The 13,024-nt window shown below is 68.4% G+C and carries 10 protein-coding genes; 7 read left to right on the top strand and 3 right to left on the bottom strand.

Going from position 1 to position 13,024, the window contains the following annotated elements; translation table 11 throughout:
* The first annotated feature begins 24 nt into the window (after positions 1-24).
* The 6 genes from HUW62_RS03075 (at position 25) to HUW62_RS03050 (ending at position 6,992) form a co-directional block, all read left to right on the top strand.
* On the top strand, positions 25-1,977 hold the full coding sequence (locus tag HUW62_RS03075) for a M3 family metallopeptidase (protein WP_176433504.1): 1,953 nt from the start codon (positions 25-27) through the stop codon (positions 1,975-1,977).
* 117 nt (positions 1,978-2,094) lie between these two features.
* On the top strand, positions 2,095-3,099 hold the full coding sequence (locus HUW62_RS03070; protein WP_163865439.1) for a hypothetical protein: 1,005 nt from the start codon (positions 2,095-2,097) through the stop codon (positions 3,097-3,099).
* 179 nt (positions 3,100-3,278) lie between these two features.
* Positions 3,279-4,292: a siderophore ABC transporter substrate-binding protein gene (locus HUW62_RS03065; RefSeq protein WP_176433503.1), complete on the top strand. Its 1,014-nt coding sequence runs from the start codon at positions 3,279-3,281 to the stop codon at positions 4,290-4,292.
* 12 nt (positions 4,293-4,304) lie between these two features.
* Positions 4,305-5,273 carry an iron chelate uptake ABC transporter family permease subunit gene (locus HUW62_RS03060; protein WP_176433502.1) on the top strand — a complete coding sequence of 323 codons (969 nt, stop codon included), beginning with the start codon at positions 4,305-4,307 and terminating at the stop codon, positions 5,271-5,273.
* Positions 5,263-6,237 (top strand): iron chelate uptake ABC transporter family permease subunit, encoded by a 975-nt coding sequence (locus tag HUW62_RS03055; RefSeq protein WP_240356336.1) that lies wholly within the window; start codon positions 5,263-5,265, stop codon positions 6,235-6,237. Before HUW62_RS03060 ends, HUW62_RS03055 begins: the two co-directional genes overlap by 11 nt.
* A complete protein-coding gene (locus HUW62_RS03050; protein WP_163865436.1) occupies positions 6,234-6,992 on the top strand; it encodes an ABC transporter ATP-binding protein in 759 nt (252 codons plus the stop codon). The genes HUW62_RS03055 and HUW62_RS03050 overlap by 4 nt, the downstream gene beginning before the upstream one ends.
* Before the next feature lie 27 nt (positions 6,993-7,019).
* Here HUW62_RS03050 and HUW62_RS03045 read toward each other — a convergent pair whose 3' ends face one another.
* The 3 genes from HUW62_RS03045 to HUW62_RS03035 all read right to left on the bottom strand — a co-directional run bounded on the left by HUW62_RS03045 (position 7,020) and on the right by HUW62_RS03035 (position 12,158).
* Positions 7,020-8,093 carry a hypothetical protein gene (locus HUW62_RS03045; protein WP_163865435.1) on the bottom strand — a complete coding sequence of 358 codons (1,074 nt, stop codon included), beginning with the start codon at positions 8,091-8,093 and terminating at the stop codon, positions 7,020-7,022.
* A gap of 81 nt (positions 8,094-8,174) precedes the next feature.
* Positions 8,175-9,281, bottom strand: a complete 1,107-nt coding sequence (locus tag HUW62_RS03040; RefSeq protein ID WP_163865434.1) for a triacylglycerol lipase — start codon at positions 9,279-9,281, stop codon at positions 8,175-8,177.
* Positions 9,282-9,650: 369 nt separating this feature from the next.
* Positions 9,651-12,158 (bottom strand): glycogen/starch/alpha-glucan phosphorylase, encoded by a 2,508-nt coding sequence (locus tag HUW62_RS03035; protein WP_163865433.1) that lies wholly within the window; start codon positions 12,156-12,158, stop codon positions 9,651-9,653.
* A gap of 249 nt (positions 12,159-12,407) precedes the next feature.
* On the opposite strand from HUW62_RS03035, the gene HUW62_RS03030 reads away from it, so the two are divergent.
* Positions 12,408-12,998, top strand: a complete 591-nt coding sequence (locus tag HUW62_RS03030; RefSeq protein ID WP_163865432.1) for a DUF2378 family protein — start codon at positions 12,408-12,410, stop codon at positions 12,996-12,998.
* The last annotated feature ends 26 nt before the right edge of the window (positions 12,999-13,024 follow it).

Raw genomic sequence — 13,024 nt, 5'->3', positions numbered from 1 at the left:
TCAGCACGCCCAGGAGAGCAGCCCGTGCCTGAAACGCCTGTCCCCGACGCCGTCCTCCTCATCACCTGTCCGCCCGCCGAGTTCCGACGCTCCGGCGAAGCCGCCATGGAGGCCACCCGCGCCGGAATCGCCCGCCTCAAGGCCCTCCGCGCCCCCTTCGACGTGGTCCAGGTGCTGGAGCTGTATGACGAGGCCATGGCCTCGCTCGATGATGCGGGGGCTCGCGCGAGCGTCGCGCGGCACTCCCACCCGGAGGCCGCCATGCGCGAGGCCGCCGAGTCCGCCGAGCAGGAGCTGGAGACGCTCGCTACCGACATCCGCATGGACCGGGGTGTCTACGACGTGCTCGCGTCGCTGGACCTCTCCGGCCAGGACGCGCAGACGCGCAAGTGGATGGAGAAGGTGCTGCGCGACTTCCGCCGCTCCGGCGTGGACCGGGACGACGCCACCCGCGCCCGCGTGAAGGCCCTCAACGAGGAGCTGGTCCGCATTGGCCAGGAGTTCAGCCGCAACATGCTCCAGGACACGCGCACCGTGTCCCTGCCGCCCTCCGCGCTGGACGGGCTGCCGGATGACTATGTCCGCGCCCACCCGCCCGGCGCGGACGGCCAGGTGACCATCACCACCGACTATCCGGACATCATCCCCTTCATGACGTACTCGCGCGACGCGAAGTCGCGCGAGCAGATGTGGCGGGCCTTCCGCATGCGCGGGCACCCCAGCAACACGGACGTGCTGGAGCGCATGGTGGCGCGCCGTCACGAACTGGCCACGCTCCTGGGCTACCGCAACTGGGCGGCCTTCGCGACGGAGGACAAGATGATTCGCGACGAGCAGGCCGCCGCGGACTTCATCGCGAGGATTTCCGACGCGTCCGGCGCGCGGATGCAGCGCGACTACGGGCTGCTCCTGGAGCGCAAGCGTCGGGACGTGCCTGGCGCCGCGCGCGTGGACCCGTGGGACCAGGCGTACCTGGAGGACCGCATCAAGGCGGAGCAGTACGCCTTCGACTCGCAGGCGGTGCGGCCGTACTTCGAATACACGCGCGTGAAGCAGGGCATGCTGGATTTGACGGCACAGATGTTCGGCGTGACGTACCGGCGCATCCAGGACGCCACGGTGTGGCACCCGGACGTGGAGGCCTACGACGTGCTGGAGGGCGGCACGGTGAAGGGTCGCTTCTACCTGGACATGCATCCGCGCGCGGACAAGTACAAGCACGCGGCGCAGTTCACGCTCACCAGCGGCAAGGCCGGGCGTCGACTCCCGGAGGGCGTGCTGATGTGCAACTTCCCCAAGCCCGGCACGGAGCCCGCGCTGCTCCAGCATGACGACGTGGAGACGTTCCTCCACGAGTTCGGCCACCTGCTGCACCACATCTTCGGCGGCCACACGCGCTGGGCCGGCGTGTCGGGCGTGCGCACGGAGTGGGACTTCGTGGAGGCGCCGTCGCAGATGCTGGAGGAGTGGGCGCGCGACACGGCGAGCCTGCAGACCTTCGCGAAGCACTACCAGACGAACGAGCCGCTCCCCGCGGAGATGGTGACGCGGATGCGCCGCGCGGAGGAGTTCGGCAAGGGCCTGTGGGTGCGCCAGCAGATGTTCTACGCGGCGCTCAGCCTCGAAATCTACCGGAGGGACCCGGCGGGCCTGGACGCCACCGCGCTGGTGCGCGAACTCCAGGGCACGTACACGCCGTTCCCCTACGTGGAGGGCACGTACTTCCACCTGTCCTTCGGACACCTGGAGGGGTACTCGTCCAACTACTACACCTATATGTGGTCGCTGGTCATCGCGAAGGACCTCTTCACCGTGTTCCAGAAGGAGGGGATGTTGTCCCCCGAGCCCGCGAAGGCGTACCGGCGCGCGGTGCTGGAGCCGGGTGGCTCCGACGACGCGGCGAAGCTGGTGCACGCCTTCCTGGGGCGTGACTACGACTACACCGCGTACGAGGCGTGGCTGAACAAGGCGGCGTGAGCGTCGTCGGTTGAAGGGTGGGGCGCCTTCACCGGGCCCCACCCGCGCATCGTCCCAAGGTCGATTGGCGTCTGGCTCCACGCTGGAGAAGGATGGGCGTGGAGGGAGTCGCCCACCATGGACACCAGGCTCGTGGCAGTGGGAGTGCTGTTGAGCGCGGCGATGGGCTTCGCGCAGCCCACCCCTCGGCAATTGGAGGCGGCGAGGCAGACGGCGCGCTCCACGCAGAACGTCTGCGGGGATGTGCGGCCGTTCTACTGGGAGATGGGGGACGCGAGCGGAAAGCGTGTCGGCGGGTCGGTGGGCCTGCTCGCGCCTTCGGAGCGAAGCGTGATGTACCTCGCCTCGGCCTCCAAGTGGCTCTACGGCGCGTACGTGGTGGAGGTGCGCGATGGTGCTCCACTGCCCGGCGACCTGCCCTTCCTCAACTTCACCAGCACCACGCCCCGCCTCGATGCCGCGGGCGTCTCGGCCTGCAAGGCGCGGCATGCCACCGTCCACGGCTGCGACCTGAGCAGCGGCATCACCGGGCCGCTGTCCGACTACGGCCCCGCGACACCCGCGCGCTTCGTCTACCAGCCCGGGCACCTGGAGGCCCATGCCGACTACGCCATGGGGCTCGGCGGCTCGGGCACGCTCGCGCTGGCGGCCGCGCTGAAGAGCCGCCTGCCGCTCGACGTCTCCTACGGCAGCGTCAACCTCGCGGGCGGAGGCCGGTCCAGCGCCACCGAGTACGCGAAGTTCCTGCGCGCGCTCATGACGGGCTCGCTGAAGCTGGGCGCCTTGCTGGGCACGTCCAGCGTCTGCGCCTCACCGGCTTGCGGCAACACCGGCTACAGCCCGTGGTTCGCGAGCGAGCCCGTGCACTACTCGCTGGCCCATTGGGTGGAGCCGGACGACGGCGCGGCCCACAGCGGGGGCTTCAGCAGCCCGGGGATGTTCGGCTTCTACCCGTGGGTGTCCAAGGACAAGTCCACGTACCTGATTGTCGCCCGCGAAGCCCTGCTGGGCGTGGTGGGCCAGACGTCCACCACCCCCGCGGAGCAGACGCCCTCCGGCAAGTCCGTGCTCTGCGGCCGGCTCATCAAGAAGGCGTACTTCACGGGGCAGGTCCAGCAGTGAGCGGGCCCTGAGCTCCCGGCCACGCGGTAGCGGCTTCGAAGCCGTCATCCCTTTCGCGCCTACATGTCGATATTGATTTGCAGAGTCAAGTAGTGCGTGCCCCGGCGGGGGCTGGTATGTGAGGCCGCGCCGTCCCGCGCCCTTCGCTTCCGTTCCGCGCGCACTGGCTGGATGAAACCGTGAGCACACCTGACAGGCGTCCCTTCCCCCTCTTCGCGATACTCGGTGTCGTTGCCCTGCTGGCCGTCGTCGGAGTCGTCGTGGCGTTCCAGCGTGGCGCTCCGTCCTCCGCGCCGGTGACGGCCCAGGCTCCCGAAGCCCCCGAGGCCGTGGCGCCCGCCGCCGCGCAGGGCCGCACCGTGAAGCATGGCCAGGGAAGCTCGGTCGTCCCGCTGAATCCCCAGCGCGTCGTGGTCTTCGACCTGGTGGCCCTGGATATCCTCCAGGCGCTGGCAGTGGACGTGCTCGGCGTCGCGGGGGACCAGTTCCCCCACCACCTGGCGCCGTTCGCGGACGCGAAGTACCCGCGCATGGGCACGCTGTTCGAGCCCAACTACGAAGCCCTCCACGCCGCGAAGCCGGACCTCATCATCACCGGTGGCCGCTCCACCGCGAAGTACGCGAGCCTGTCGAAAATCGCGCCCACCGTCGACCTGCCGATGGGCGGGGTGAACTACATCGACACGGTGGTGGCCAACACGGAGCTCCTCGCGGGCATCTTCGGCAAGGAGGAGAAGGGCCGCGCGCTCGTCGCCGAGCTGCGTGCGTCCATCGCGAAGCTGAAGGAGACGACGGCGAGCCGGGGCAAGGGGCTGGTGGTGCTCGTCACGGGAGGCCGCATCAGCGCCTACGGACCTGGCTCGCGCTTCGGCGTCATCCACGGCGACTTCGGCGTGCCCGTCGCCGCCGAGGGGCTCAGTGCATCCCTGCATGGCGAGGTCATCGGCTCGGAGTTCATCCGCGAGAAGAACCCCGACTGGCTCTTCGTGATTGACCGCGACGCGAGCATGGGCCAGCAGGGAGGGGCGCGGCAGGTGCTCGACAACGAGCTGGTCCAGCAGACGACCGCCTGGAAGAACGGGCAGGTCGTCTACCTGGACCCGATGAACGCCTACCTCATCGGCGGGGGCATCCAGGCGGTGGAAGCCCTGTGCCATCAGGTCGCGGAAGCCTACGCGGCGCGAACCCGGTAGGCGGCCCGGGTCGTGAAAAGTCTCCTCGCCGCCGCCGCGGTCATCGTCATCGTCCTGCTGGCCCTGGTCAGCCTGTTCATCGGCGTCGGCGACGTGTCGTGGGCCGCGCTCTTCTCGCCGAGCCCCGACGAGCGCGCCCTCCAACTGCTGGTCATCAGCCGCATCCCCCGGCTCCTGGCCGTCATGCTGGTCGGCACGTCGCTGGGAGTGGCGGGGCTGCTCATGCAGATGCTCGCGCGCAATCGCTTCGTGGAGCCCGCGACGGCGGGGTCGGCGGAGTCCGCGAGCCTGGGCGTGCTGGCCGCCACGGCCCTGGCCCCGCAGCTCCCCGTGCTCGGGAAGATGCTCGTCGCGGCATGCTTCGCCCTGGCGGGGACGGCGCTGTTCCTGCTCATCCTGCGCCGCATCCCCCTGCGCTCGGTGCTCATCGTTCCGCTGGTGGGCCTGGTGCTGGGCAGCGTCTTCGATTCGGTGACGACCTTCTTCGCCTACCGCTTCGACCTGCTCCAGTCGGTCAACGCCTGGAAGACGGGTGACTTCTCCACCGTCCTGCGCGGTCGCTACGAGCTGCTCTGGGTGACGCTGGGACTCACGCTGGGCGCCTATGTGGCGGCGGACCGCTTCACCGTGGCTGGGATGGGGGAGGCCTTCACCACCAGCCTGGGACTGCGCTACTCGCGCATCGTCGCGCTGGGACTCGTCATCGTCTCCCTGGTCACCGCGATGGTGGTCGTCACCGTGGGGATGGTTCCCTTCCTGGGGCTGCTGGTGCCGAACGTCGTCAGCCTGTTCATGGGCGACAACGCCCGGAGGTCCATTCCCTGGGTGGCGGTGGGGGGCGCGGGCTTCGTCCTGCTCTGTGACGTCCTCGGCCGCGTGGTGCGCTTCCCGTACGAAATCCCGGGGGCGACCATCGCCGGAGTCATTGGCAGCGTGCTCTTCCTCTTCCTCCTGTTGAGGAGGGACGCCCGTGTCGGCTGACGGCCTCGTGGTGGTGAGGAGGCCCGAGCGCACCCTGTTCATCCTCGGGTGCGTGGCGATGGCCTGCGCGGCCCTGTTCATGCTCATCGACGTGGGCGGCCAGTGGGACTTCGTCCTGCCGTTCCGAGGGCGGAAGCTGGCGACGGCGCTCCTGGTGGGCTACGCCATCGCGGTCTCCACGGTGCTCTTCCAGACGGTGACGGGCAACCGGGTGCTGACGCCCGCGATTCTCGGGTTCGACAACCTCTACGTGCTCATCCAGACGTGCCTGCTCTTCTTCCTGGGCTCCGGCGCGGTGGCGAACCTGGACCCCCGGCTCCTGTTCGGCGTGGAGGTCCTCATCATGGTGGCCTTCTCGGGGCTCCTGTACTGGGGGCTGTTCGGCGGAGCGCGGAGAAGCCTGCACCTGGTGCTGCTCACGGGCGTGGTGCTGGGGGTGTTGTTCCGGAGCCTGTCGTCCTTCCTCCAGCGACTCATCGACCCCAACGAGTTCATCTTCCTCCAGGACCGGTTCTTCGCGAGCTTCAACAACCCGGACCAGGAGCTGCTCGTCGCGTCGTTCCTCGTGACGCTGGGCGTATCCGTGGTGGGCTTCCGGATGCTGCGCACATTCGACGTGTTGGTGCTGGGCCGGGAGACGGCCATCAATCTGGGCGTGGACTACCAGCGCACGGTGGCGCTCATCCTGGTGCTGGTGGCCATCCTCGTCTCCGTGTCGAGCGCGCTGGTGGGGCCGGTGACGTTCTTCGGCCTCTTGGTCTCCAACCTGTCCCACGCGCTGGTGCGCACGTACCGGCACGCGCTCGTGCTGCCCGCCGCCGCGCTGGTCGCCGCGGTGGCCCTGGTGGCGGGGCAGGTCGTCCTGGAGCACGTCTTCGCTTTCGACACCAACCCGCGCGTCATCATCGAGTTCGTCGGCGGGCTGGTGTTCATCACGATGCTCATGAGGAAGGCCCCGGGATGATCGAGGCGAAGAACGTCACCAAGCGCTACGGCACGGCCCTCGTCGTGGACGACGTCTCCCTGCGGCTGCCCGTGGGCGGCATCACCTCCATCATCGGCCCGAATGGCGCGGGCAAGTCGACGCTGCTGTCGATGATTTCGCGCGTGTTGCCCATGTCCTCTGGCAACGTCCTGGTGGATGGGCTGGACGTCGTCACCACGCCCGGGGACGTGCTCGCCAAGCGGCTGGCCATCCTGCGCCAGGACAACCACCTCACCTCGCGACTGACGGTGCGCGAGCTGGTGACGTTTGGCCGCTATCCGCACTCGAAGGGGCGGCCCACGGTGAAGGACCAGGAGCACGTGGAGCGGGCGATTCAGCACATGGGTTTGGAGGCGCTCTCGGCGCGCTTCCTGGACGAGCTGTCGGGAGGCCAGCGCCAGCGCGCCTTCGTGGCCATGGTGCTCTGCCAGGACACGGACTACGTCCTCCTGGACGAGCCGCTCAACGGACTGGACCTGAAGCACGCGGTGTCGATGATGAAGCAGTTGAGGACGGCCGCAGACACCCTCGGCAAGAGCTTCGTCCTGGTGCTGCACGACCTCAACTTCGCGTCCTGCTACTCCGACCACCTCATCGCGATGCGGGACGGCAAGGTCGCGTTCCAGGGGCGCTCGGAAGACATCATGCGGCCGGACGTGCTGCGGGCTGTCTATGATTTGGAGATCGCCATCCAGCACATCAATGGCGACTGGATTGCCACGCACTACCGTTGACGGGGAGGCACGAGCCCCACGACGCCGTCAGTTGCGTCCCCACTGCCGGGGCCGGGAGAAGCGCAGGAAGCCACCGGCCTCTTCCTGGCCAATCGTCTCCGCCTCACCGCCGAAGTAGCGCGCGCGAAGCTCCACCAGCTTCGCCTCCAGCGCCTCTCCGGACAGCTCCTTCGCCAGCACCTCCCGCTCCGCCATGTACTTCGCGCCCGCGTCCCAGCGCGCGTCCCGGCTCTGGTCCAGCGCGTCCCAGCGCTGGAGGGCCTCGGCGTCCAGGCCCATCTCCTTGCGGACCGAGCGCAGGCTCTGGGAGCGCTCCGCGGGCGTCATTCCTCCCAGGTCCGTCTGCACGGAGGGCAGGTCCAGGAAGCGGTTCATCAGCTCCTGCTGGTGGCGCTCCACATAGGCCGCCGCCTGCTCGCCGTGAACCTCCTGGAGGCGCTCCTTGTACGTGGACAGCTTCTTCTCCAGGCTCACGCCTTCCTGCGCGCCGAGCGTCCGCAGCGTGTCCGCGATGGCCTGGTTCTTCCGCTCCGACACCCAGATGCGCTCGGCGTTCTCCTTGCCGAAGAGGCGGTGGCGCGCATCCCACGTCGCGGACCGGCGCTGCTCGGCGGTCAACCCTCTCAGGTATGACTCGCTGTCCTTGACCCACTTCTCGTAGTCCACGCGGTTGCGCAGCATCGCCGCGAGCGCGTCGTAGTGCTCCGGGAAGTTCGCCTTGAGGAAGGCCAGCAACTCCTGCTCCCAGCGGTCCGGGAAGCGCTCCTGGAAGAAGCGCATCAGCTCCTCCACCATCCGTATCTGGAGATACGGCTCGTGGAGCTTCGCCCCGTACTTCTCGCGCAGCGACGTCGCGAGCGCCTCCAGCTCCGCGTCCACGTTGCCGGGCACCGAGGCAGGGGAGGGCATCACTGGGGGCGGCGCGACAGCCGAGGGACTGGCCGCGACAGGCGTCGTCGGTGGAGGCTGTCCGGGTGTCGACGCCGCCGCGGGTGTCGAGGCCGGGACAGCCGCCCCGGTGGGCCTGACGAGTCCCCAGCCCAGCACTCCACACGCCACGGCCACCGCGCCCACCAGCAAGACCTTCGTGCGCTGTCGCATGAATCCACTCCCTGGGGCACCGTGAAGAACGCCGGGAGGCCAGGTGACGGCCCTCCCGGCGATGGACGACTCAGCGCGGGGTCAGTCGACCTTCGCGATGTAGTCGATGATGGCCGCGTAGAACTCCATCTCGCTGAACGTGTCGGGCCCCAGGCCGATGACGTCCAGGTGGTCCTGGTTGATGACGCTGGACATGGAGGTCGACTGCAACGAGCTGGGCGCGTTGATGTTGGACACGTAACCCAGCGCGGTGTCCTGGGCGATGAGGTCCGAGCCCAGGCGCTCCGTGTAGCGCAGCCGGTAGCCCATCTGCTGCGAGTTGATGCCCACCAGGCCGTCGTCGTCCTGCTCGGCCTTCACGCCGTCACCCTTGCCGCCGGCGCCGTCGTTGTCGCAGTCGTCGGCGCAGAAGCCGTCCCCGTCGATATCGAACAGGAAATTGCGCACCAACCACAGCGCGGGGTTCACGCTCAGGCCCTGCTGCGCGGTGATGAGCGACGCGTAGTGGGACGCGTAGGACGCGCTGATGGGGTTGGCGATGTTGAACGCCTTGGCTCCCGTCGTCTTCCCGTCGTTCGCGTCCGCGTCGTTGTAGATGAGCGCCTTCACCGCCGCGTAGCCGTCATTGCCCGGGGCGTAGACGATGTCGCCGTAGAGGCGGAACAGCGCGTCCAGCACGCTGGTGATGCCGGGGCCCAGGTCCAGGATGTACTTGGCGACCGGCGAGCCACGGTGAGGAGAGGACACGCTCACCAGCGCCTTCACCACCGTGTAGCCCTTGCGCTCGCGCAGCACGCGCGCGGCCTTGCGCACGTCGAACCCACCCTGAGAGTGGCCCACGAGATTCACGTAGGACGACCCCGCGGAGGCCATGAAGCCCTCCACGTCATTGGCCAGGTCCAGGCCGCGCACGTCGGAGCTCTGCACCGGCGCCACCGCCGCCGCGAAGGCGCGCTGCCCGCTGTTCAGGCCGCTGTTGCACGACACCTCGAACAGCTCGTTGCACGGGTCACCCACGAAGGTGCCATAGTCGTCTCCCCAGTAGTCGTACCCGAGGATGTCGTCGAAGCCGCCCAGCCCGTGCGCGAATACGACGGGGTAGGTGGTCTTCTCCGCGGCGGTGGCCGGGCCCGCGACACCCAGGACACCGAGCGTCAGGACTGCAAGGAACAGCGGCTGTTGCTTCATGGGGGACTCCTGTCTTTGGGAGGAACGCCTGCTGCAACCGATGCACGTCGGAACAGAACCCCGGGAGCCGGCCTCACTCGGAGGCACCCCTGCGACTCAGCCCATCCCCACGACCGAGCGAATCCCGAAGAACGCGAGATCAGTGCCTCAGGATTGATTCCAGAGTCAATACATCGCGCCGCGTTGGCGTCACGCGGCAATCCCCTTCTGTCGGGTGTCGCACTGCGTTGTCTGTGATTGCGCGGTGCGTCGTCTTGTTGCGTCAATCGTTACGCACTGCGTCGCCCTGTGAGGACACGCCTCGCGCGCGTCCCTCGAATGGGGCGCCCCCCGTCGCCGGAGCGGTCAACGGGGGGCGCGGGCGGGGCCTTACGGCTCCACGGGCGTCTGCTGGATGCGCCAGATTTCTTCCGCGTACTGCTTGATGGTGCGGTCCGAGGAGAAGATGCCGGCGCGCGCCACGTTGATGATGCACTTGCGCGTCCAGTTCTCGGTGTCCTGGTAGGCGCGCACGACTTCGTCCTGCTTCGCCGCGTAGGCCGCGAAGTCCGCCAGCACCAGGTAGCGGTCCTCGTCCAGCAGGCTGTCCACCAGCGGCTTGTAGAGGGCGCGGTCCTCCGGGGAGAAGAAGCCGGTGGAGATGAGGTCCAGCGCCTCGCGCAGCTCCAGGTTCTTCTCGTACTCGTCGCGCGGCCGGTAGCCGGCGCGCTTGCGGGCAATCACCTCGTCGGCGGTGAGGCCGAAGAGGAAGAAGTTCTCGTCGCCCACCGCCTCGCGAATCTCCACGTTGGCGCCGTCCAGCGTGCCCAGCGTCAGCGCGCCGTTGAGCATCAGCTTCATGTTGCCCGTGCCGGAGGCCTCCATGCCCGCCGTCGAAATCTGCTCGGACACGTCCGCGGCCGGGATGATGCGCTCGGCCAGGCTCACCCGGTAGTTGGGGGCGAACACCACCTGCAGCCCCGTCGTCCCCGCGTCGCTGTTGACCACCTCGGCGATGCCGTTGATGAGCCGGATGGTCAGCTTGGCCAGGTGGTAGCCCGGCGCCGCCTTGGCGCCGAAGAGGAACGCGCGCGGGTGGATGATGGTGCTCGGGTCCCTGCGCGCCCGCATCCACAGCGCGACGATGTGCACCGCGTCCAGGAGCTGGCGCTTGTACTCGTGCAGGCGCTTTATCTGCACGTCGAAGATGGCGTCCGGGTTGAGCCGCACCGAGCGGATGTCCCGGATGTGGTTGGACAAATCCTCCTTGTTGGCGCGCTTCACGTCGCGGAACGCCTTGCGGAAGGCCGGGTCCTCCGCGTGCGGCTCCAGCTCGCGCAGCTTGTCCAGGTTGGTGGCCCAGCCCTCGCCGATGCGGGACGTAATCAGCTTGGACAGCCGCGGGTTGCACCACGCCAGCCACCGGCGCGGCGTCACGCCGTTCGTCTTGTTGTTGAAGCGCTCCGGATACATGGCCGCGAAGTCCGGCAGCACGTCCCGGCGCAAGAGGTCCGTGTGCAGCGCCGCCACGCCGTTGATGCTGTGGCTGCCCACCACCGCCAGGTGGGCCATGCGAATCTTCTTCTCCGGCCCCTCCTCCACCAGGCTCATCCGCTTCAGCTTCTCCTGGTCATAGGGGTAGCGAATCTGCACCTGGCGCAGGAAGCGCTGGTTGATTTCGTAGATGAGCTCCAGGTGCCGGGGCAGCAGCCGCTCGAACAGCGTCGCCGGCCACTTCTCCATCGCCTCCGCCAGGAGCGTGTGGTTGGTGTAGCCGAACACCGCCTGCGTAATCGACCAGGCCTCCTCCCAGCCCAGCCGCTTCTCGTCCACCAGCACGCGCATCAGCTCCGCCACGCCGATGGCCGGGTGCGTGTCGTTGAGCTGGATGGCCGCCTTCTTGGGGAAGTCCCTGAAGTCCGTGTGGTTCTTCAGGTAGCGCCGGACGATGTCGGCGATGGAGCACGCGACGAAGAAGTACTGCTGCTTGAGGCGCAGCTCCTTTCCCGCCTGGAACGCGTCGTTCGGATAGAGGACCTTGGAGATGACCTCCGAGTCGTTCTTCTCCACGACGGAGCGCTCGTAGTCGCCCGCGTTGAACAGCAGCAGGTCGAACTCCTCGGACGCGCGCGCCTGCCACAGCCGCAGGGTGTTGACGGTGTCATTGTGGTAGCCGGCGATGGGTGTGTCGTAGGGGACGCCGACCACCGTCTTGCCGCCCACCCAGCGCGCCACGGGCCTGCCGTCCGGACCCTGGTGGTGCTCCACGCGTCCGAAGAAGCGCACCGGCACCGCCTTCTCCGGCCGGACGATCTCCCACGGGTTGCCGAACTTGAGCCACTCGTCGGCGCGCTCCACCTGGTAGCCGTCGACGATGTCCTGCGTGAAGATGCCGAACTCGTAGCGGATGCCGTACCCCATGCCGGGGTAGCCGAGCGTCGCCAGCGAGTCCAGGAAGCATGCCGCCAGGCGCCCCAGGCCGCCGTTGCCCAGGCCCGCGTCGGGCTCCATCTCCAGGAGGTTGGTGAGGTCCACGCCCACTTCGCGCATGGCCTCGGACGCGGCGTCGTGCATGCCCAGGCTCAGCAGGTTGTTGCCCAGCGCGCGCCCCAGCAGGTACTCGGCGGACAGGTAGTAGGCGCGCTTGACGTCCTTCTCGTAGTAGGTGCGCGCGGTGCGGACCCAGCGGTCCGCCAGCCTGTCGCGCACCGCGAGCGACAGCGCCATGAAGCGGTCGTGCGCGGTGGAGGTCTCGTAGTTCTTCCCACGCGAGTAGCGCACGTGGTCCAGGAAGGAGCGACGCATGGACGTCGCATCGCGCCCGGTGCGGCCGCCATCGTCAGTGGCGTTCGTCGCTGCGGGACGGGGCTGCGGGGAAGCAGAGGCGGGAGAGGCCATGTCGCGAGAGGTCTCCATCCGGGTGTGACTTCGGGTGGGAAGAAGGGTGATGCGGGGTGTCAGGGTATCGCAGCCCTGGCGGACATCGCATGGGAAAGCGCGGAGCCAGGAAGAGGGAGGATGCTCCCTGGGAAGGACCTGGGACGTCCAGGAGGGATGCGCGACGCGTGTCCATCCGCCCGCTTTCCCACAACGCGCGCGTGGAACGGGCGCCCGTGGCCGGCCGGTTTGATGTAGAAATCAACGCTCATGGCCTTCGCGAAGAATGACTTGGACCAGCGGCTCGCGCTGGTGCGGCCCGAAGACACGGTCCGCGGCCTCATCTTCAACGCGGTGCTGACGCTCGCGGAGAAGCAGCTGGGGCCGGACACCGCCGCCCGGCTGCGGGAGCCGCTCTTCAAGCGCTCGCCGGTGGACTTCTTCTCGTACTCCGCCGTGGACGCCATCCGGTTGCTGTACGCCACGTCGGAGGCGCTCGAGAAGGCGGGGCGCTTCGGCACCCAGGAGGACGCGGTGCGCGCGTGTGGCGCCGCCGCGGTGACGGGCTTCTTCTCCTCCACGGTGGGCCAGACGCTGACGCGGTTGATTGGCAAGGGAGACCCCAAGCGCCTCCTGTCCAACGCGCCCACCGCCTACTCCACGTTGGTGAGCTACGGGCGCCGGGAGTACACCGTGGTGTCGGAGCGCCACGTGCGCCTGTCCTTCCATGGCGACATGCAGCCGGTGCAGTTCCACGAGGGCGTGCTCCAGGAGGCCCTGAAGGCCATCCAGTGCAAGGGCACCGTGGTGGGCACGCCGCACGGCTACTTCGCGGCGGACTACGACATCGTCTGGGAGTAGTCCGCGCCGGGCCTCGTGAAGCGGGC

It is taken from the genome of Myxococcus sp. AM011 (genome assembly GCF_013372595.1).
Classification (GTDB): domain Bacteria; phylum Myxococcota; class Myxococcia; order Myxococcales; family Myxococcaceae; genus Myxococcus; species Myxococcus eversor.
This window is presented reverse-complemented; position numbering and strand designations above follow the sequence as displayed.